The sequence below is a fragment of the Cystobacter fuscus genome (genome assembly GCF_044360685.1).
Taxonomy (GTDB): Bacteria; Myxococcota; Myxococcia; order Myxococcales; family Myxococcaceae; genus Cystobacter; species Cystobacter fuscus_C.
The window spans coordinates 2,935,401-2,955,826 of the sequence record NZ_CP043491.1 but is presented as its reverse complement, the minus strand read 5'-3'; the positions used below and the strand labels follow the sequence as shown (position 1 = coordinate 2,955,826).

The 20,426-nt window shown below is 71.7% G+C and carries 17 protein-coding genes; 9 read left to right on the top strand and 8 right to left on the bottom strand.

Annotation, left to right across the window (positions count from 1 at the left end):
* Positions 1-8 precede the first annotated feature (8 nt).
* The 6 genes from F0U63_RS12245 to F0U63_RS12220 all read right to left on the bottom strand — a co-directional run bounded on the left by F0U63_RS12245 (position 9) and on the right by F0U63_RS12220 (position 5,757).
* Positions 9-1,298 (bottom strand): dicarboxylate/amino acid:cation symporter, encoded by a 1,290-nt coding sequence (locus F0U63_RS12245; protein ID WP_395846067.1) that lies wholly within the window; start codon positions 1,296-1,298, stop codon positions 9-11.
* A gap of 71 nt (positions 1,299-1,369) precedes the next feature.
* Positions 1,370-2,137: a DNA-methyltransferase gene (locus F0U63_RS12240; RefSeq protein ID WP_395846066.1), complete on the bottom strand. Its 768-nt coding sequence runs from the start codon at positions 2,135-2,137 to the stop codon at positions 1,370-1,372.
* Positions 2,138-2,175: 38 nt separating this feature from the next.
* Positions 2,176-3,366, bottom strand: coding sequence for a TfuA-like protein (locus F0U63_RS12235; protein ID WP_395846065.1), 1,191 nt, complete (start codon positions 3,364-3,366; stop codon positions 2,176-2,178).
* A complete protein-coding gene (locus F0U63_RS12230) occupies positions 3,363-4,529 on the bottom strand; it encodes a YcaO-like family protein (RefSeq protein WP_395846064.1) in 1,167 nt (388 codons plus the stop codon). Before F0U63_RS12230 ends, F0U63_RS12235 begins: the two co-directional genes overlap by 4 nt.
* 27 nt (positions 4,530-4,556) lie before the next feature.
* A complete protein-coding gene (locus F0U63_RS12225; protein ID WP_395846063.1) occupies positions 4,557-5,135 on the bottom strand; it encodes a TIGR02265 family protein in 579 nt (192 codons plus the stop codon).
* Positions 5,136-5,241: 106 nt separating this feature from the next.
* Complete coding sequence (locus F0U63_RS12220) at positions 5,242-5,757, bottom strand: hypothetical protein (protein ID WP_395846062.1); 516 nt, start codon at positions 5,755-5,757, stop codon at positions 5,242-5,244.
* 168 nt (positions 5,758-5,925) lie between these two features.
* Here F0U63_RS12220 and F0U63_RS12215 point away from each other — a divergent pair, with 168 nt between their 5' ends.
* The 4 genes from F0U63_RS12215 (at position 5,926) to F0U63_RS12200 (ending at position 8,281) form a co-directional block, all read left to right on the top strand.
* Positions 5,926-6,513 carry an RNA polymerase sigma factor gene (locus tag F0U63_RS12215; protein WP_395846061.1) on the top strand — a complete coding sequence of 196 codons (588 nt, stop codon included), beginning with the start codon at positions 5,926-5,928 and terminating at the stop codon, positions 6,511-6,513.
* Complete coding sequence (locus tag F0U63_RS12210; protein WP_395846060.1) at positions 6,510-7,055, top strand: anti-sigma factor family protein; 546 nt, start codon at positions 6,510-6,512, stop codon at positions 7,053-7,055. The genes F0U63_RS12215 and F0U63_RS12210 overlap by 4 nt, the downstream gene beginning before the upstream one ends.
* Positions 7,055-7,552, top strand: coding sequence for a hypothetical protein (locus F0U63_RS12205; RefSeq protein ID WP_395846059.1), 498 nt, complete (start codon positions 7,055-7,057; stop codon positions 7,550-7,552). The genes F0U63_RS12210 and F0U63_RS12205 overlap by 1 nt, the downstream gene beginning before the upstream one ends.
* 90 nt (positions 7,553-7,642) lie before the next feature.
* Positions 7,643-8,281 carry an SGNH/GDSL hydrolase family protein gene (locus F0U63_RS12200; protein WP_395846058.1) on the top strand — a complete coding sequence of 213 codons (639 nt, stop codon included), beginning with the start codon at positions 7,643-7,645 and terminating at the stop codon, positions 8,279-8,281.
* A 9-nt stretch (positions 8,282-8,290) separates the two neighbouring features.
* On the opposite strand, the gene F0U63_RS12195 is transcribed toward F0U63_RS12200, so the two are convergent.
* Positions 8,291-9,469, bottom strand: a complete 1,179-nt coding sequence (locus tag F0U63_RS12195) for a hypothetical protein (protein WP_395846057.1) — start codon at positions 9,467-9,469, stop codon at positions 8,291-8,293.
* Positions 9,470-9,638: 169 nt separating this feature from the next.
* Between F0U63_RS12195 and F0U63_RS12190 the strand changes: the two genes are divergently transcribed.
* Genes F0U63_RS12190 through F0U63_RS12180 form a run of 3 tightly spaced genes read left to right on the top strand, consistent with a single transcriptional unit; the run spans position 9,639 to position 12,150 of the window.
* Entirely contained in the window at positions 9,639-10,694 is a 1,056-nt protein-coding gene (locus tag F0U63_RS12190; RefSeq protein ID WP_395846056.1) for a hypothetical protein, read from the top strand.
* A 53-nt stretch (positions 10,695-10,747) separates the two neighbouring features.
* Positions 10,748-11,335 carry an RNA polymerase sigma factor gene (locus F0U63_RS12185; protein ID WP_395846055.1) on the top strand — a complete coding sequence of 196 codons (588 nt, stop codon included), beginning with the start codon at positions 10,748-10,750 and terminating at the stop codon, positions 11,333-11,335.
* A complete protein-coding gene (locus F0U63_RS12180; RefSeq protein WP_395846054.1) occupies positions 11,332-12,150 on the top strand; it encodes a tol-pal system YbgF family protein in 819 nt (272 codons plus the stop codon). The genes F0U63_RS12185 and F0U63_RS12180 overlap by 4 nt, the downstream gene beginning before the upstream one ends.
* Before the next feature lie 27 nt (positions 12,151-12,177).
* On the opposite strand, the gene uvrA is transcribed toward F0U63_RS12180, so the two are convergent.
* Positions 12,178-17,478, bottom strand: a complete 5,301-nt coding sequence (uvrA, locus tag F0U63_RS12175; RefSeq protein ID WP_395846053.1) for an excinuclease ABC subunit UvrA — start codon at positions 17,476-17,478, stop codon at positions 12,178-12,180.
* Between the two features lie 140 nt (positions 17,479-17,618).
* On the opposite strand from uvrA, the gene F0U63_RS12170 reads away from it, so the two are divergent.
* Both F0U63_RS12170 and F0U63_RS12165 read left to right on the top strand, forming a co-directional pair.
* Positions 17,619-18,809, top strand: a complete 1,191-nt coding sequence (locus F0U63_RS12170) for a cytochrome P450 (RefSeq protein ID WP_395846052.1) — start codon at positions 17,619-17,621, stop codon at positions 18,807-18,809.
* Positions 18,810-18,923: 114 nt separating this feature from the next.
* The gene (locus F0U63_RS12165; protein ID WP_395846051.1) at positions 18,924-19,910 is read left to right on the top strand and encodes a serine protease; all 987 of its coding nucleotides are present in this window, start codon (positions 18,924-18,926) and stop codon (positions 19,908-19,910) included.
* The last annotated feature ends 516 nt before the right edge of the window (positions 19,911-20,426 follow it).

The following is a 20,426-nucleotide window of genomic DNA, read 5'->3' as shown; positions in this document are numbered from 1 at the left end:
CCGGATGCTCAAGAAGCGGACGATTCCGGCCCGGTCGGCGCCGGGGTCGTCTGGTTTTCCGGCGCCGGCTCGCCCCGGGCCACGTAGACGGCGGCGGCCAGGTCCCCCGTCACGTTGAGCGTGGTGCGGCACATGTCGAGGAAGCGGTCCACGCCGAGGATGAGGCCGAGGCCCTCGGGGGGAATCTTGAACATGCCGAGGATCATCGCGATGACGGGGATGGAGCCGGCCGGCACGCCCGCGGTGCCGATGCCCGCCAGCACACAGATGAACATCACCACGGCCTGGTTGGCCAGGCTCAGCTCCACACCGAACACCTGCGCGAGGAAGAGCACCGTGACGCCCTCGAAGAGCGCGGTGCCGTTCTGGTTCATCGCCGAGCCGGCGGTGAGCACGAAGCGCGACACGTTGCGCGGCAGCTTGAGGTTCTCCTCGGCCACCTTGAGGGCGGTGGGCAGCGTGGCGCTGGAGGACGCGGTGGAGAAGGCGGTGACGATGGCCAGGCGGCAGTCGCGGAAGAAGGCGATGGGGTTGCGTCCGCCCAGGAAGCGCACGGACAGCGAGTACACGACGAACATGTGCAGCCCGAGCGCCAGCAGCACCACGCCCACGAAGGACGCCACCTGCACCAGGATGCCGAAGCCCAGGCGCGCCGTCACGCTGAAGAGCAGCGCCCCCACGCCGATGGGCGCCAGCCGCAGCACCCCATCGATGAGCGTCATCAGCACGTCGTAGAGCCCCAGGATGGTGTCCTTGAGGTGCCGGGCGCCCGGGGTGTCCGTCACCATGAGCCCCACGCCGGAGATGAGCGAGAAGACGATGAGGGCGATCATGTCCCCTTCCGCCGCGGCCTTGATGGGGTTGGTGGGCACCATGGAGAGGATGAGCGAGGGCACCGAGTCCCCGCTCGGCGCGGGGGCCGCCTTCACCACGGTGCCCTTCTGCACGAGCGCGGCGATGGCCTCCTCGCTCAGCCGGGTGCCGGGCTTGAGCGTGTTGACGAGGAACAGCCCGATGAACACGGCGATGCCGGAGACGACCACGGTATAGCCCAGCGTGCGCAGGCCCAGCCGGCCGATGGAGCGCAGGTCCAGCTCGCACACGCCCGTCACCAGCGCGGCGAAGAGCAGCGGCACCACCAGCATCAGCAGCAGGCGCAGGAAGAGCTGGCCCACCAGCGAGGTGATGTTCGTCACCACCCAGTCCAACCAGGGTGCTCCGCCCACGAGGAGGTTGGCGGCGATTCCCGCCACCGTGCCAATCACGATGCCCAGGAGCATCTTCTGGTGCTGCTTCATCCGGAGTCCTCGCGTGTGTCGCTGGGAAGAAGGGGCTCCCTCCCCATGGGGCGGGGAACCGGCGCGGCACACTACTGGGTGGAGGGGGCCGCCGTCTCGCGCAGACGCCCGGCCACGCGCTCGGCCCACTCGGGCACCACCTCCAGGCACGCCGCCTTGCGGCCCAGCCGCAGCGCCGCCGCCGGCATCGAGCCGCTGCCCGCGAACGGGTCCAACACCCAGTCTCCGGGCCGGCTCCACGTGCGCACCAGGGGCTCCACCACGGAAAAGGGCTTGTGGTGGGGATGGCCGCCCCAGCGCTGGGCCTCGCCGTCATCGTCGTAGCCGCCCACCACCGCCCAGACGGTGGGCGCGTCCCCGGGGGCCAGCACGGGCGCCGGCGTGCGCGAGAGCACGAGCGCCACCTCGTAGACGCGCAGCAGCTGCTCGTTGGCGTTCTTGTCCGTGGTGCGCTTGCCCCAGACGAACTCGCCGCGCAGGTGGCCATACCCCAGGGCGCGCGCCACCGCGAGGATGGGCTCCTTGCCCAGCAGGTTCGTCCAGATGGCGAGCGGAGCGTCCGGAGTGAGGTGCGCCACCGCGCGCGTCATCCACGCCTCGGTGAAGGCGCGGTAGTCGCGCACCGTCTCGAAGCGCACGATGGGGTCGCGGTCGATCTTCTTGTTCGCCCGCGGATCTCTCAGATCCCCCCCCTTGCGCCGCCGCGTGAGCAGGCAATACGGCGGATCCGTGTGCAGGAAGGACGCCCTGGCCTCGCCCAGCACGCGCCGGTAGCCCTCGGGCTCGCGCGCATCGGCCCGCACGCAGCGGAAGGACTCGCTCTCGTCATGAGGATTCATCCGGCGCGCACCCTACCCCAGCCGCCCCGTCCCGGGGCTCACCGCTTGCGCGGACGCCGCCTGGGCGCCGTGAGCCGCGCCGCCACCTCCGCCCACCGCCCCTGCAGCCGGGACTCGGACGCGAGCGCCTCGTCCCACGAGGGCCCATCCGGCAGCAGCCGCGCGGCATGCTCCAGCACGAGCCCCTCCAGGGCCCGCTCCTCGCACAGCCGCCGGAACTCGTGCGCGTCCAGGCCACACGCCGCCAGCCAGGCCGCGCGCTCCGGGGACGCCACGCCCAGGTGGGCCCATTGCTCCGACTCGGCCCGGGCCACTTCCTCGGGTGTGGGAGACAGTCCCAGGCTCCGGGCCCACCCCGCGAGCAACGCCCGGCGCAGGCCCGCGCGCGCCAGCACCTGTGCCCCGGGCCCGGCGCGCAGCTCCTCCAGCACGTCCTCCGAGGACACCAGCCCCGCCTCCGTCTCGCACAGGCCCTCCACGAGCCGGCGGCGCCGCACGTACGACGAGGGCGGTGGCCGGGACACGCCCTCGCGCGACGGGAGACGGGCCCCGGAGGCGACGAACGCCGCGGCGGCCTGGAGGCAGGCCCGGGCATCCTCGCGCTTGAGATCCGCGAGGCCCCCGGCCGCCCACGTCCGCCACCTGTCCCGGGTGGGGGCGGGCCACGCCTCGCCCACGGCCTGGAGGACGCGGGGCCAGGTGCGATCCTGGTAGAAGAGCGCCGCGGCGGCATCCACCAGGGCCCGGGACTCGGCGGCGGAGAGCACTCCCGCGTCCTGGGCGAGCCGGGCCACGTGCCGCACGTTGACGAGCGGCACCGACAACGCCCGGTACTCATGCTCCGCGTCGGCGTGGAGCAGCGCCACCTCGGCGTCATCCACCAGCTCGCCCCGCTGGTAGGCCTCGAAGATGGCGCCCACGCCCACCATGCCGTGAGGCGCGAGCTCCGCGGCGCGCAGGGCCCCCATGCTGGCGCCTCCGAACACCGCCACCCCCGCGTCCAGCGCGGCCAGCACCTCGTGGTGCCACACGGAGGGCTGGGCCTCGAAGACCCCATCCACGAGCGCGAGGGCCCGCGGCCTCAAGGAGAGGGCCCGCCAGAGGTCTCCCTGGCGCGCGGGCGGCAATACCCGGCAGGGCACCAGCGCCAGCGCCTCCGCCTCCGGCAGCGAGGGGCCCAGGAAGACGATGAGATCATCGGGACGGGAAGAGGCGGGACGCCGTTTCACAACAACTCCGACACGCGCAGGCCCGGCACCACCACGCGCACCACGTGGAGTCCGGGGAGAGGGGCCTCCAGGTCGATGACGGCCGCCCGGGAGAAGCCCGCCCCCGCGAGCCGCGCCAGCACCTCGCCCACGGCCTCCTCGGGCGAGTCCCCCTTCGCCGCGGGCTCGGGCATGGACTCCACGTTGCGCCGGGGGCGCGCCGCGGCACAGGCGGAGGCGAGCGCCAGGGAAGCCTCGCGATCCCCCGCGTCCACGTCCTCGCGCGCGCCGTGGATGTCCGTCAGGCGCGACTGCGCCGCCTCCAGCAACGCGCCGAGCAGGGCCTGGTCCCGCGTGAGCGCACAGGCATAACCCGCCGCCAGCGGCACCGGGCCCTGGTCGCGATCCACGAGCAGCGCTCCGCCCACGGGCAGTCCCACCGCGCCCGGAGTGCGCGCGCCCGGCGAGAGATCGAAGAGGTGCACGTCGAAGCCCCGCTCGCCCAGGCGCTCCGCGAGCGCGGCCGTCCGGGGGGCACTCGAGGCGAGGCCAGCGGGGCGCAGGAGCCGCGAGCCGAGCACCTCCTCCGTCCATCCCTCCGGCAACAGGCGCGCGAGTTGATCCCGCTCCGTCGCCTCCAACAGCGCGTGCAGGAGGGCCCTTGGCCGCTCGGGATGGGCGCCCGAGCCATTGCTCGTCCACTGCACGCTCACCGGGCCGAGCGCCGGCGCGCCCGTGGGAGGGCAGTACACGCCCTGGGCGGGGACGAGCACGGGCTGTGCGGAGCGCGCATCCGTCGCCTCGAGCCAGGCACAGCGCACCTCCGGGCCCCACAACCGGGAAACCACCACGCCCCCCCGGGTGCCGAGCGCGTCGGCGCCCCAGGCGGTGCGTCCGCGTGCTTCCCAGCCTCGGGACGTGCCCCAGAGGAGCCGTTCCGGCCGCACCGTCTCCGCGGCCCACAGCTCGGCGGTCTCCAGGAGGGCGCCCGCCGAGGCGGCCGGGAAGTCCAGGCCCTTGCCGTTGCACACCTGGAGCACATAGCCCCCGGGCCGCACCGCGGTGGCGACTTCCACGCCCGCCCGGTCCAGCCCCGTCACCCGCGCCACCCGGGTGACGCCGAGCGCCTGGGCGAGCCGCGCGAGGAAGTCAGGGGTCAGGGGAAGCGCGGGAGCAAGGGGCACGAGGGGCTCGGAAGGGGGAGGGCCGCGTCAGAGCGCCCAGGAGCAGACATACTCGCAGCAGTCGTTACCACGGGCGCGGCACTTCGTGTGCTCGACACGCACGTCGCGGCCCCCGCTCAACTCGATGGCGCGCTGGTACCAGCCGATGATGGTGAGGCAATCCGCCTCGGTGACGCTCTCGGCGCCCAGGGTGCGCAGCACGCCGGCTTGCGGGCCGGTCTTCTCGTACGAGCGCAAGCCCACCGCGTAGTAGAGGCGGTAGATTTCCTGCGCGTGGCTGAGCAGGAAGTGCGGATCCCCCTGGCGGAGGAACACGTGGTGGGGTCCCTTCAGGTTCTCCTCCGCCGAGGCCCGGCCCATGTCGACGAAGGCGCGGGTGCGATCCCTCGGCGAGAGCACCACGGCGATGGCCGCGTCCAACCGGAGGTTCAACTCCATGGGATACCAGCCGATGGGCAGGATGACGCCGTCGAGGACCTTGCGGTCCGCTGGAGACAACCTCTGGAGGACCTCGAGGCGTTTCGTTCCAGGTTGTCTCGCCAGCAGGTTGAGGCGCGAAATCAAAACGCTGCCCTTGATGCGCGCGACCCCGCTATCCGTTGCCATGACGTCCTTCCCGATGAAAGGGACGCATTGTGACGTAGGGTGAAGTCCACGGCAACCAACCCGAGGGCCTCTGTTCCCACCGGGCAGAAGCACCCCGGGGCTGCGTTCAGCTCGCGTGGAGTTCGCTCAAGTTCGCTTCCAACTCCACGCTGAACTCCGTTGGACCTCGTAGCACCGATGCCATCAGGACCACCGTCGTGGCGGTGGCATCGAGGCGCTTCTTCAGGCGGCGATGGTCCTCTTGCAGTTCCACGCGCCACTGACGGATGTCACCCCGCACCTCCTCCCGGAAATGGAGGAACTCGGCCGCCAGCCGCTCCATCCACTTCTCCTGCTTGTCCATCCGAGCGGACAGGCCATCCACCCGCGTGTTCAGGTGGTTGACCTGCGCCTCCACCCGCTCCACCCGCGTGCTCAGGTGGTTGACCTGTGCCTCCAGCCGGTCCATCCGCTCCTCCAGCCGGTCCATCCGCACCTCCAACCGGTCCACCCGCTCGGTCAACGCATCCACCCGCGTGCTCAGGTGGTTGACCTGCACCTCCACCCGCTCCATCCGCGTTCCCAGTTCCTGCACGGCCCGCAGAATCTGGAGTCCCAGCGCATCACCCATCGTCTCCGCCATCGGTCTTCTCCTCGCAACGGGATGACCTGCATGGTACGGCCTCTCTGGTTACCTTTCAAGTAGGGTGACACAACTTGCTCCCATGGACTTCGGCCTCCGGGAAAACGACCGCTTTAACCTTTCGCCGGCTCCGGTGTTGATCGAGGCGTGAAGGCCCTGGAGACACCCTTGCGGCTGGCGCAAGCCGCCACCGAGCCCAGTGACGAGGCGCTCTGCCGCGCCTTCCTGGCCGGTGACGAGGCGGCCTTCGGCATCCTGGTGGATCGGCACCGGGCCCTGGTGTTCTCGCTCATGCGCCGCTACGCCTCGAGCCCCGAGGACGCGGCGGACCTGGCCCAGCAAGCCTTCCTGCGCGCCCTGGAGGCCTCGAACCGGGTCTTCTCCCGCTGGCTGTCGGGGCCCATGCCCTTCCGGGCGTGGCTCATCCGCATCGCGCTCAACCTGGCCAAGAACCACGCCCGCCAGGGGCGGCGCTGGCTCCGGGCCGTGGAGATCCCCGAAACCGAGGCACCCGGGGAGTCCGCCCAGGAGTCCCTGGAGCGGGCCGAGCGGGAGCGGGCCGTGCGCGCGGCGGTGCTCACCCTGCCCCGCCGCCAACGCGAGGTGCTGACGCTCCGGGTGGACGCGGGACTGGGCTTCCGCGACATCGCCGAGTCGCTCGGCATCACCGAAACGAACGCGAAGGTGAATTTCCATCACGCCGTGAAGCGCCTCCGGGAGCACATGGCCGAAACGTCCGAGGAGGAGCGCCCATGAGCGCGTGCCAGGACATGGCGGAGTCGTTGACCCTGTGGGCCGCGGGTGCCCTGGAGCCCCACGAAGAGCCCCGCGTGCGCGCGCACCTGGAGACCTGCGCGGCCTGCCGCCGCGAGGTGACCGCGCTCCAGGACACCCTGGGCCTCGCCGCGCTGCCCACCCCCTCGCCCCGGGAGCAGGCCGTCCTGGAGTTCCTCCCCCAGACCACGGTGAGCCGCTGGCGCCAGGACCAGGTCCGGCGGGCGGCCCACCTGCGAACCACGGGCGTCTTGATGGCGGCGGCCGCCGTGCTCCTGCTCCTGCTCAGGCCCGGGGTGCTGCCCCGGACGCCCTCCCCCTCCACGCCCTCCGCCTCCCTCGAGGCCGCTTCCTCCACCGAGGAGGATGTCCTCGCGTTGGAGCAATGGGCGCTGGCGGATCCGCTGTCCGACGCGCTCGATCTGACGGACGTGGACCTGGAGGACGCCCCGGAGGCCACCCCCTCATGGGACGTCGAGGCCGATGAGTTCCTGTCTTCCCCCTCCCTTGGAGAGTCGCTGTGATGAAGCCCTTTCGCCTGCTGGTCCTTCCCCTGCTGTTGCTGCCCCTGATGACGTGGGCCGCTCCGCCCGACGCCCCGGATGCCTCGGAGCGCGTGGAGAAGCGCACGCGGATGATGCGGATGTTGAGCCTCGCCGAGGAGCTGGAGTTGAACGAGGCCCAGACGTTGAAGATGGCGGACACGATGCGCCAGTTCGACGAGCGCCGGCGCCCCCTGCTCGAGCAGGTCCGCGCCTCCGCGCAGCTCCTGAGGAAGGCCGCCAAGGGGGATGCCGCCGCGCAGTCCCAGGTGGATCAGGCGGTGCAACGGGTGTTCGAGGCGAAGGCCCAGCTCACCACGCTGGAGCGCGACCTGTACCAGGCGCTCGCCAAGGATCTGCCCCCACAGAAGCGGGCCCAGCTCGCCATCTCGCTCGCCCGGCACGGAGGACGCAAGGAGGCGAACCTGATGAAGCCGGACCGCGACGGGCGGCACTCCCGGATGCGCTGGAGGCAGTGAGCAAACGCACGCCCCTGGAGCAAGGAGGCGTCGACGCGGCACCCGGGCGACCCTGCGAAGGGAGAGAGAGCGCGCTATGGAAGAAGGCACATGAGCGCACTCTCCCTGAGATATGTGGCCCTGGGTGATTCTTCCGGCGTGGGTGTAGGCGCGCGCCAGGGCGGTTATGTGGAGCACCTCTTCCAACGGCTGCGCCGCACCCGCGTCGGTGTGGGCCTGCTCAACCTGTCCGTGAGCGGCGCCACCAGCGCCACCGTGCTGTCCGGCCAACTGCCCCGGGCCCTGCGATCTTCCCCCCATCTCGTGACGCTCGGGGTGGGCATCAATGACTTGTGGCGCGGCGTGACACCCGAGCAGTTCGAGTCCCACTTCGACTCGCTCGCCAAGGGACTCGTGTCCACGGGCGCGGCGGTGATCGTCTCCAACCTGCCGGACATGTCCCTGGCCCCCGTGGCCCGGCTGGCGGCGAACTTCCTTCCCCTGCCCCTCATCGCGCGGCGCATCGGCGACTTCAACGCGGCGGTGGAGCGCGTGGTGGCCCGTCATGGGCTCCTCGGTGTGGACCTCCACACCCCGAGCCGCGTGGAGCTGCCCGGCAGCTCCGACTACTTCTCGGCCGACGGCTTCCACCCGTCCGACACGGGCTATCTGCGCATGGCCGAGCACTTCTGGCCCACCGTGCAGCGGGCCGCCGAGCGCATCGGCGAGACCACGCGCGCCACGGGGTGAGCGCCCCGCCTAATCGGCACAGCGCTCGCCCAACCCCAGCACGTCCAGATCGTAGTGGAGGAACAGGCCCGCCGAGGCCGCCACGCGCTGGGCGAACACCGAGCCGGAGAGTTCCGCGCGCCGGCTCAGGTCCAGGTGCGCCCGGGGTAGATAGAAATTGCCCGCCAGCTCGCTGGACTCGGGCAGGGTGTTCCACGGATCCCCGGCGTCGAGATCGAAGGCGCCCGCCACGTAGACCCGCAGGCGCGAGGGGAACCCGGGCGAGCCCATCCGCACGGGTCCGCGCGCGGACACTCCGCCCGCGACGAGCAGGTCCAACTCCGCCCCCTCCCCCAACTGGACGTCGAGCCCGCCCACGTCCACGTCTCCGTCCACGAGCAGCGCCGCCCGCCCCGTCACGCGAAGAAGAAGCGAGCCCGGACCGTGGATCCGCGTCAGGTAGAAACGCCCGCACGGCAGCTCCAGGGCCGCGTCCCCGGAGAAGTCCGCCAACGCGTCCACCGCCAGCCCGATGTCGGCGTTGTGATGGGCCGTCACGTGGTTCTTCACATAGGCGCCCACGTCCTCGGGGGCGTCGCAGGAGCAGGGCGGCGCGAACGGGCCCACCGGCTCACGCCGCACGCGCGGTGGCGGCTGAGGCACGGTGAGGCGCCGCTCCGCGGGCTGCGACAGCACGCCCCCCACCGTCAGCTCCTGGAGTTCGACATCCCCCGCGACCCACGCATCCCCGCCCACCCGCACCGTGGAGCTGGCCCCTTGAAGCCGCCCCGCATCGCGCAGTTCTCCCTGGACGGACAGGAGCCCGGCGCCCAGGGCGATGCCCGTCTCTCCCACCTGGAGCGAGCCACTCACCCGCAGCTCCGACGTCAACTGCACTCCACCATTGGCGCCCACGGACGCCCCCGCGCCCCCCGCGCTTCCTGGACCCTGGGAGCCCTGGAAGGCATCCAGGGCCGAGGGCGCACTGACCACCAGCTCCCCACAGGCGCACAACGCCCGCGTGAACACCCGGGACGCCAGCAGCCCGCCGCAGATCTCCCGCCCCGTCGCGCCATCCTCCACCAACCGGGTCGGCGCCCCCGAGGCGCAATACCCGGCCCGATCGGGCCCAGGCAGGATCGCCACGGCGTCCTCCACGGAGCAGGCCCCCGTGACGGCCAGCAGAACGAGTCCATGGGTCCAGCGCATGCGTCGCTCCCGGGAAGGTCTCCAGGGCGACGGAGTCACCCCACCCGTATTTCGGGTCACCTATCCCCTTCCCGTACCAGGAAGAACGCACCCCGGGTGTGGCATCTATCCGGAGTTCCTCGTTTCCATGTACGTTCACGGACCGAGCGTGAGAGCCTCTGTCCCGTGTATGACCCGACTCCTCGTTGTGTGCGTCCTCGTGGGGTGGGGCACGGCCAGCGCCGCCCAGGAGGAACCCTGGGCCGCGGTGCTCCGCGCCTCCTCTCCGGAAGACGCGGAGCTGGCGGAGCGACTCCAAGGACAACTGAGCGATCTGCCCGTCGTGCTGCGGGTGAACCCCGGGCCCGCGCCGAGCACCGAGGCCGCCGAGCAATGGCGCACCGCCGTGGCGCTGGCCGAGCAGGGGCCCTTCCGCGTCGTCCTCTGGTTCCGCCATGAGCCCGAGGCGATCATCGTCCACGTCGCGGAACCCGCCACCCGGCGGCTGCTCGTACGGCGAGTCCAGGTGGAAACCCACCAGCGAAAGGGCCGCTCCGCGGCGGCCGAAGCCGCGGCCTTGATCGTCCGCTCCGCGTTGAAGGCCCTGGTGGCCGGCAGCCCCGTGGGAGAGGTGGTGGAGGAAGTCCCCGAGGCCCCCGCCCTCGCACCGCCCCCTCCACCTCCCGCGCCTGCTCCCGCCCCCAGCACCGCCCCCGCCCGGGAAGGTTGGGGCGTGAGTGTGGGATGGCAGGGCACGCTCATGGGCGATGGTCCGCTCGGGCAGCACGGCGCGCAGCTCGGCGTGGGATGGGAAGGGGCACGGCTGCGCGCGCGCGTGCTGCTGCTGGCGAGCCTCCCCACTGCGCTGAGCGATGAGTACACCCGGGTCTCCTTGTCGAGGCATGCCCTGGGCGTGGGGGTGGATGCCGCCGTGGTGTCCACGGAGCACTTCCGGCTCGGGGCCGGACTCGAGGTGGGGCTCGCGGGCCACCTGCGCGGCACGGAAGCCCTGGCACCCGGCGTCCAGGCCTCGCCTGCCCGGCTCACTCCCTCCTTCTATGGGGCGCCCACCCTCGCGGCCCGCTGGCGAGGAGGGTCCGTGGCGCTGGAGGCCAACCTGGCCCTGGACGTGCTGACGGCGGTGCCCACCCTTGGCTACCTGCAACAGGGGACGTTCATCGTCCGCAATTCACTCTGGCGAGCACAGCCCCGGTTCGGCCTCGCCATCCTCCTGGGGGCGCATTGACCGCTCGTGACCCGAAATCTTCCCTTCCCTCCTCCATCCCGACGATGAGGGCAATGAGGGCGACAACGCGGGGGCGCCAGGAGGCGCTCCCCTCCGAGGACAGCCGCATCCAAGCGGTCATCGAGGGGCGGCGCGACGCGGCCGAGTCCTTGTTGACGGAGCTGTTGCCCCGGGTGCGCAACCTCGTGCGCTATCTCGTGCGCGGAGATCATGACGTGGATGACATCGCCCAGGAGGCCTTGATCGCCATCCTGCGCGGCCTGCCGACCTGGCGCCGCGAGGGCTCCTTCAAATCCTGGTCGGACCGGGTGGTCGCCCGGACCACCTTCGCCGCGATGCGGAAGGTGCGCGACTCGGGAACCGAGCCGGAAGCCGAGCCCATGGAGCTCACGGTGCTCTCGGAGGAGGCACTTCCGGACGATTACGTGTTCCGCCGGGACATGGTACGGCTGATGGATGAACTCTCCGACGAGCAGCGCCACGCCCTGGTGCTGCATTACGTCCTGGAGATGAGCGTGCCGGAGATGACCGAGGAGTTGGGCATTCCCTTCGAGACGGTGCGCAGCCGCCTGCGTCTGGGACGGGCCAATCTCCGGGCACTCTACGCACGGGAATCGGGTACGAACGGGGAAGAGGAATGAGTCAAGGGATCCACGACATGGAAGAGCGCCTCGAGCTGCTCGGCCCCCTGGACGAAAGCGTCGGACCGGCCCGGCGGATTTCCCGCCAGCGCTCCGCCGACCTCATCCAGGGAGCCCTGGCGGCCGCGCTCTCCACCGCGCCCGCCCCGGCGCCCGCGCCCCCGAGGAAACTCCCCTGGAAGGGCGTGCTGATCACGAGCACCTGCCTGGGCATGATGAGCGCGGCGGCGGCCACGGGCTACGGGTGGTGGGCGCATCGCGCCTCCAAGGAGGAGGCTTCCCAGGCGGTGGCCCCGGTGCGGGTGGTGCCCCCTCCCGCCGCGCCGGTCGCCGCCGAGCCGGTCCCCGAAGCGGCTCCTTCCGAGGAGGTGGCGGCGGAGCCCCCGGCGCCCGCGGTGGCTCGCACCGGACCCGCGCCCGTCGCCGCGCAACCAGAGGATCTGCTGCGCCGGGCCAATGAACGCCGGGCCGCGGGCCAGTGGAGGGAGGCGGAGGCGCTCTACCTGCGCGTCATCCAGTCCTCGCCCGGGACGACGTCGGCGTACGTGGCCCAGGTGGCCTCCGGAGGACTGCGGCTGGAGCACCTCGGAGACGCGAAAGGCGCCCTGCGCCAGTACCAGCAGGCGCTGCGCGCGAAGCCCCGCGGCATGCTGAGCGAGGAGGCCCTGCAGGGCGTGGCTGAGTCCTGGCGCGCCCTCGGGGACACCGAGCACGAAGCCCGGGCCCTGGAGGAGTTGCTCACCGCGCATCCGGACTCGCTGCTCGCCGGAAGCGCGCGGCGCCGGCTGGACGAGCTGCGCAAGGTCCCCCAGTAGCCGCGAGCGGCGCCTCTCTGGCGTCCCCTACCGGCCTCGCGCGGCCTTGCGCGAGGGCTCGTCCGCGGAGAACACCGAGCGCAGCACCCGGCCCGTGGCCGTCTTCAGCCGGGACACCTCGCGCGGCGTCCCTTCCGCCACCCGCGTTCCTCCCGCCTCGCCCCCCTCCGGCCCCAGCTCCACCACGAAGTCCGCCGACGCGATGACGCTCGGGTGGTGCTCGATGACCACCAGCGTGTCGCCCCGGTCCACCAACCGGTGCAGGAAGGCGATGAGCTTCGACACGTCCCCGAGGTGCAGCCCCGTGGTGGGCTCGTCCAGCACGTACAGCGTGGGCTCGTGCCGCGTGCTCGCCGTGAGCTCCGCCGCCAGCTTCAACCGCTGCGCCTCGCCGCCCGACAGCGTGTTGGAGCCCTGACCCAGTTGCAGGTAGCCCACCCCCAGGTCCGACAGGCACGTGAGCGGCGCCGCCACCTTGGGCAGGGCATGGAAGACGTCCTTCGCCTCGTCCGCGGACAGGCGCAGCGCGTCTCCAATGGTCAACCCGTGGTAGCGCACCTCGAGCGTCGCCGCGTCGAAACGCGCGCCTCCACACACCTCGCATGGGGTGACGACGTCCGGAAGGAAGGACATCTCGTGGGAGATGGCCCCCTGGCCCTCGCACGCCGTGCACCGCCCACCGGACGTCGAATTGAACGAGAAGCGCGTGGGCCCGAAGCCGCGCACCTTCGCCTCCGGAGTGGCGGCGAAGGCCCGGCGCAGCTCGTCCCACAGGCCCAGGAAGGTGGCCGGCACCGAGCGCGGCGTGCGCCCGATGGGCGACTGGTCCACCGCCATCACCCGGCGGATGGCCTCCACGCCCGTCAGGGACTTGAAGGCCCCCGGACGCGCCGTCACCAGCCCGAGCTTCTCGCGCAGCGCCGGGTACAACACCTGACGCACCAGCGTGCTCTTGCCCGAGCCCGATACGCCCGACACCACGGTGAGCCGGCCCACCGGAATGCGCAGATCCACGCCCTTGAGGTTGTGGGCCGTCGCCCCCTTGAGCTCGATCCACCGCTCCGGCTCGCCCCGAGGCACCGCCGCCAGCACCGCGGGCTCGCGCAGCGCCCGGGCCGTGGGTGCCTCCTCGTTCTGCAACACCTGATCCGGCGGGCCCTCCGCGAGGATGCGCCCACCGCCCCGGCCGCCCGTGGGGCCCAGCTCGATGAGGTGGTCCGCCGCGCGGATGGTGTCCGTGTCATGCTCCACCACCAGCACCGTGGAGCCGGTCTGCACGAGCGAGCGCAGGTTGTTCAACAACCGGTGCGTGTCGCGCGGGTGCAGGCCGATGGTCGGCTCGTCCAGCACGTACATCGCCCCGGTGAGGCCCGCGCCCAGCTGCGCCGACAACCGCAGCCGCTGCATCTCCCCGCCCGAGAGCGAGGCCGCGTTGCGATCCAACGACAGGTAGCCCAGGCCCACGCGGTCCAGGAACTCCAGGCGCCGCAACAACTCCTGGCGCGAGGGCTCGCCCAACAGCGCCTGATCCCCGCGGAACTTCCACTCCCGCACCTGCCCCAGCGCGGCGGTGACGGACTGCTGCACCACCTCGTGGTAGCGCGACCCCTCCAGCCGCACGGCGCGCGGCACCGGCTCCAGCCGCGAGCCCTCGCACGTGCGGCACGGCTCCGTCCTGCCCTCGGCCTGCGCCTCCGCGCCGCCCTGCACACCCGTGCCCTCGCACGCCTCGCACCGGCCCTGCTTCGTGTTGAAGGAGAACCAGCGCGGATCCATCTCCGGCACGGAGAAGCCACACACCGGGCAGGTGCGCTCGCTGGACAACAGCGTCTCGCGCGCTCCCGCGGTGCGCACCTTCAACGCCCCCTTGCCCCAGGTGAGTGCCTTGTCGAACACCTCGCGCGGCAGCTTCGCCAGACGGCCCTGGTACATCACCAGATCGATGTCGTGCTCGCGCGTCTTGACGAGCTGGGGCGGCTGGTCGGTGGAGACTTCCTTGCCGTCCGCGAAGGCCTTCTCGATGCCCGCGCGCGCCGCGGCGGTGAAGACGTCCAGGTAGGTGCCCTTGCGCGCGCGCACGGCGGGGGCCAGCACCGTGCCCTCCCCCTTCATGGCGAGCACCTGCGCGTAGAGCGCCTCGGCGGTGGTGGCGGCGATGGGCTCGCCGTCGTTCGGGCAGTGCGGCAGGCCCAGCTTGGCGAACAGCAGGCGCAGGTAGTGCGCCACCTCGGTGACGGTGGCCACGGTGCTCGTGGAGCCCGCGCGCGAGGTGCGCTGCTCGAGCGCCACGGAGGGCGGAATGCCGCCGATGCGCTCCACGTCCGGGCGCGGCATGCTGGGCAGGAACTGGCGCGCGTAGGGCGTGAGCGTCTCCATGAAGCGCCGCTGTCCCTCGGCGAACACCACGTCGAACACGAGCGAGCTCTTGCCCGAGCCGCTCGGCCCCGTCACCACCGTCATCTTCCCCAGCGGAATGCGGCAGGACACGTCCTGGAGGTTGTGCTCGCGTGCGTGCTCCACCTCGATGGCCGCGGGTGCCTTCGCCGCCTCCTTGCCCCGCTTGACCGGAGTCGCCGCCGTGCCCAGCTCCCCGCGCAGCGCCGCCGCGGTGAGGCCCTGGCCCCGGGCGACCTGCTCCGGCGTGCCCTCGGCCACCAGCAGTCCGCCGTGACGGCCTCCGCCCGGCCCCAGGTCGATGATCCAATCCGCGCCCCGCATGACGACGAGATCATGGTCCACCACCAGGACGCTCGCGCCCTCGTCCACCAGCTCGTGCAGCGCGGCGAGCACCTGGCGCACGTCGGCGTCGTGCAGGCCCGCGCTCGGCTCGTCGATGAGGAAGAGCGAGCCCTTGGCCTCACTGGAGAGGGCGCGCGCGAGCTTCAAGCGCTGCGCCTCGCCACCGGACAGGGTGGACAGGGGCTGACCGAGCTTCAGGTAGCCGAGCCCCAGCCGGGACACGGGCCCGAGCGTGCGCGCGAGCACCTTGTCGCCCTCGAAGCGCTGGAGCACCTCGTCCACGGTGGCCTCCAGCACGTCCGCCACGGACAGGCCGTGGTGGCGGATGGCCAGCACCTCCTCCTTGAAGCGGCGGCCCCGGCACACCGGGCACAGGAGCGACACGTCCGCGAGGAACTGCATCTCCACCGTCTCGTAGCCCTCGCCCGCGCACGCCTCGCAGCGGCCCTTGTCCACGTTGAAGGAGAAGTGCGCCGAGGTGAGGCCCCGGGCCTCGGCCTCGGGCTCCGAGGAGAAGCGATCGCGCAGCCGATCCCACGCCTTGGTGTACGTGGCGGCGTTGCCGCGCGAGGTGCGTCCGAGCGGCGACTGGTCCACGAAGGTGATGCGCTCGATGGCCTCCAGCCCGTCCACGGCGTCCGCCTCGCCGGGCACCTCGGCGTCCTTCTCGCCCAGGGCGCGCGCCAGGTGCCGGTAGAGCACCTCGTCCATCAGCGTGCTCTTGCCCGAGCCGCTGGGGCCGGTGATGGCGCACAGCACGCCGAGCGGCACGCTCACCGAGACGCCCTGGAGGTTGTGGGCCCGGGCGTTGCGCACCCGCAGCTCGCCGGTACGCGCGCGGGGCACGCGCTTCACGTCCTCGGTGCCCGCCAGCAGCCGGCCCGTGGGCAGATCCTCGCGCCGGGCCAGCGCCTGGGGCGTGCCATCGAAGCACAGCCGCCCCCCGTGCTTGCCCGCTCCCGGCCCCAGCTCCAGCACCCGGTGCGCGGAGCGGATGACGAGCGGATCATGCTCGATGACCAGGGCGATGTTGCCCCGGGTGGCCAGCTCGGCCATGGCGCCCGTGAGCGGCCCCACATCCGCGGGGTGCAAGCCCACCGTGGGCTCGTCCAGCACGAAGAGCGCGCCGGTGAGCGAGGTGCCCAGCGCCGCCGTGAGCGACACGCGCTGCGCCTCGCCTCCGGACAGCGTGCGCGCGGGCCGGTCCAGGGTCAGGTAGCCCAACCCCACCCGCGCGAGGTAGCCCAGGCGGCCCGCCAGCTCTCGGCGCACCAGCTCGCCCTGGCCCGTCTGGGTGCGCAGCGACTCCAGGCGCGTGCGCGCGTCCGCCAGCTCCAGCCCATGCCACGCCGCCAGATCCAACCCCCCCACGCGCCACGCCAGGGCGGCCTCGTTGAGGCGCGCGCCCTTGCAGCTCTCGCACAACGTATAGGCGCGGTAGCGCGAGAGCAGCACCCGCACGTGCATCTTGTACGTGCGGCTCTCCATCCACCGGAACCACGCGCGCACGCCCGGGTACACGCGCCCGCCGTCGTAGTCGCCCTCGCCCTGCAACACCCGCTCGCGCTGCTCGGCGGAGAGCTGTCCCCAGGGCACGTCCATGGGGATGCGGTGCTGGCGCGCGTAGGCGCCCAGCATCTTGCGCTCCCACTCGGACGTCTTGCCCGACCAGGGGCGGATGGCGCCCTTGGCGAGGCTCAAGGTCGGGTTGGGGATGACCTTGTCCCAGTCGATGCCGATGGTGCGGCCGAACCCCCGGCACGTGGGGCACGCGCCCGTGGGCGACTGGTAGCTGAAGAGGCCGGGCCGGGCCGGCTCGAACTCGCGCGCGCACTTGGGGCACACGAGGCCCCGGCGGATGCGCCGCGGCCCCGCCGGAGTGAAGGCCACCGCCTCGCCCTGGGACTGGGCCCACGCGGACTCCAGCGCCGCCGTCACCCGCCCGAGCTGCCCCGGCGCGAGCTTCACCCGGTCCACCACCACGTACGCCACGCCCGCCGGGTCCGTGGCCTCGCCCGGCTTGAGCGACTCCAGCTCCTTCACCTCGCCGCGCACCATCAGCCGGTGGAAGCCGTCCTTGAGCAGCCGGGCCCGCGCGCCGATGAAGTCCGCGGTGTCCGCGATGCGCACCGGGAAGGTCAGCACCGCCGGGGCATCGGGCTCGGCGGCGAGGGCGGCCTGGGCGGCCACGCGCGCGTCGGTGCGCACCGCCTCCACCCCACACGCGGAGCACACCGGCATCGCCTCGCGAGTGAAGAGCGCCGACAGGTAGGCCTCCACGTCGGCGAGCGTGGCCACGGTGGAGCGCGAGCTCTTCACCGGCGCGCGCCGGTCCACCGCCACTCCGGCGGCCACCGGCTCCAGGGTGTCCATCGGGGGCCGCTCCAGCCGCTCGAGGAACTGACGGGCATAGGGGCTGAAGCTCTCGACGAAGCGGCGCTGTCCCTCGGCGTACAGGGTGTCGAGCGCCAGGCTGGATTTCCCGGAACCCGACACTCCCGTGAGACACACCAGCTCGCCTTCCGCGAGATCCACCGAGAGCGATTGAAGGTTGTGCGTGCGGGCGCCGACGAGGTGAGTCTTGTGCATGAGAGAAGCGGTGTTTAACGGCGGAAGTCGGGTCCGCCAAAAGAATCTCTGACATGGGGCTGGGCCTGGCCGCTCGCCCACCGCCCACCCGCGAAAGCCGATAGCATGCCGCCTTCATCCACCTCTCCCGTGAGGCTCCCATGAGTGGACGCATCAACCTGCTTGCCCCCGAGATCCGCGCCAATCCGTACCCCGCCTACGCGGAGCTGCGCCGCCACGCCCCCGTGAGCCAGGTGGATCCCGGTGGAATCTGGGCCGTCTCACGTCAGGAAGACGTGATGCACATCTTCAAGAACCCGCAGCTCTTCTCCTCCCAGGGCTTCCGCCAGGCCTACCGCCCGCCCTGGATCTCCAACTACCCGCTGGCCGACTCGGCGCTCGTGATGGATCCCCCACGCCACACGCAGCTGCGCGCGCTCATCAACCGGGCATTCGGCACCCAGGTCGTCACCCGCATCGAGCCGCGCGTGCGGGAGTTCGCCCAGCGCATCGTCCAGGGGCTGCACGACGGGCAGGAGGTGAACTTCGTGGAGCACTTCTCGGTGCTCATGCCCATGTACGTGATTGGTGAGCTGCTCGGGCTGTCGCCCGACGTACAGCCGCGCCTGCTGCACTGGGTGGAATGGCTCGGCCAGTTCACCGGAGTCGGCCCGGCGGACACCGAGCGCCAGGAGGCCGTGCGCGCCACGGTGAACGAGGCCCGGGGCCACTTCGAGCAGGTGCTGGCTGAGCGTCGGCGCAACCCCGGGGATGATCTCATCAGCGATCTGCTGCGCGCACGCGTCGAGGGCGAGAGCCTGTCGGACACGGACCTGCTCGGCTTCATGTTCCTGCTACTCGTGGGCGGCATGGAGACGACGATCCACCTGCTGAGCCACTCGGCCCTCCGGCTGCAACTCCAGCCGGAGCTGATGCAGCAGCTGCGCGCGCAGCCCTCGCTCCTGCCGCGCTTCATCGACGAGGTGCTGCGCCACGAGACGCCCGCGCATGGCGTGATGCGGCTGACGAGCGAGGAGACGGAGCTGGGCGGAGTGCGGCTGCCCAAGGGCACGCGGCTGCTGATGCTGATGGGCTCGGCCAACCGCGACGAGGCCCAGCACCCGGATCCGGACCGCTTCGACATGAACCGCCCCTCGAGCAACCTGCCCTTCGGGCATGGCATCCACTTCTGCATCGGCTCCCAGCTCGCACGGCTGGAGGCACGGCTGTCCCTGGAGGCGCTGCTCTCCCGCTTCACCCACCTGACCGCGGGCACCCAGCCCGTCCAGTGGAACAGCTCGCTCGTCGTGCGCGGCCCCTCGCGGCTGCCCCTCATTCCCCACGAGGGCTGACGCGCACGAGACGCTTTGCGGACGCTCGGCAGGCCGGCCCTCGTCAAGCCACCCGACAGCCGCGCTCTGCCCCATCCCGCGGGCGTGGCCATGGTGTAACCAGGAGGATGCCCCATGCCCGCCTTCGACACCGGCCTGTCCGCCGTCCGGGACGCCGCCACTTCCGCGCTCATCACCCTGGACATGCCGAACCGGCGGGGAGTCGGTTTCGTGGCCACCCCGGGAGGTCAACTCGTCACCAACCTCCACATGGTGGCCGGCTGCGAGGACATCTCCGCGCTGCTCGCCGACGGGCGCCTGCTCCAGGTGGAGCAGGTCATCGCCTTCGACGAGAAGCATGACCTGGCCGTGCTCCAGCTCCCCGTGAGCAACGTGCCCGCCCTGCGGCTCGAGTCGGAAGGGATGCTCCCCGTGGAGGGAGATCCCATCTTCATCCTCCACCCCGCCCCGGGCACTCCGCCCTTCCTCCTGGAGACCCGGGTGCGCTCGGAGCAGGTCCTCGACGAAAGTTTCACCTTCCTCGAACTGGAGGCCACCCTGCCCGAGGACGTCTCGGGCAGCCCGGTCCTGGATGCCACGGGCGCGTGGATTGGCGTGGCCACGTGTGCCTTCGCGGATGGGCGGCCCGTCACCATCGTCATCCCCTCGCGCTACGTGCTGCCGCTGCTGGAGCGCACGGACGCCCTGCCGCTGTCCACCCTCGGCCTCGCCCGGCCCGCGGCCTCCCGCCAGCGGCAGATTCCCACGCACTCCCTGTCCCTCCTGGAGGGGTGCGCCCCGGACGTGCTGGAGGAGGTGGCCTACACCCTCCTGAGGGCCATCCAGCTCGGCGCGCCCCTCTACAACCGCGGGGACGCGGCCGGCTGCTACCGCCTGTATGCCCACACCGCCGAGCGTCTCATCCGCGAGCGCCCCGACTGTCCCGGCGTCCAGGAAGCCCTGCGCCACGGGCTGGAGCGCTGCGCGCGGCTGCAGGGCGCGGACGCGTGCGCCTGGGCCCTGCGGGACACGCTCGACGGACTGCTGAGCGTCATCGGCCGCTGGCTCCAGGCCCAGTCCGCCCTGGCCTACCGGGCGGCACCCAAGGCCTACCTGCAATAATCCCGCACCCGAGGTGAACCAATGACCGGGGTCGTTCAGGCGAGGTGTCCCGGTGGGTCGATTCAACGGAACGAGTCCACCACGAAGACCGAGGCGCCCGAATAGTCGAGGATGGCCGTCCCGGGCTTTGATTCTGGGTGCTTCTTGAGTTGGTTCGCCCCAAGTCGGGCCACCGCACAAATCGGTACCGTATCTGCGCGCGGTGGTCTTGCTTCATAGTACCGAACGACGACTTGTGGCCCATTCGTCCACACCCGCCCGTACAAGCGGGTTCCGGGGTCGAGAGTGCCAAGCGAACCGTCAAGGAAGCTCTCCACGGGCCCGTCATAGAGCGTGATGGGCCTCGCGTCGATCTGGTTGGCATCAAGTTCCACGTCCGCAGAGTCTCCAACGTACATCCGAAGAATCCGCATCGTCTTGATGGCTTCTTCCGAGCACTTCTCGGGTCCGGGGCTGCCGTCCGAGCGCAAGAGCACGCCGCCCGGTGGGCATCCCGCTGTTGCCAGAAGCAGAACC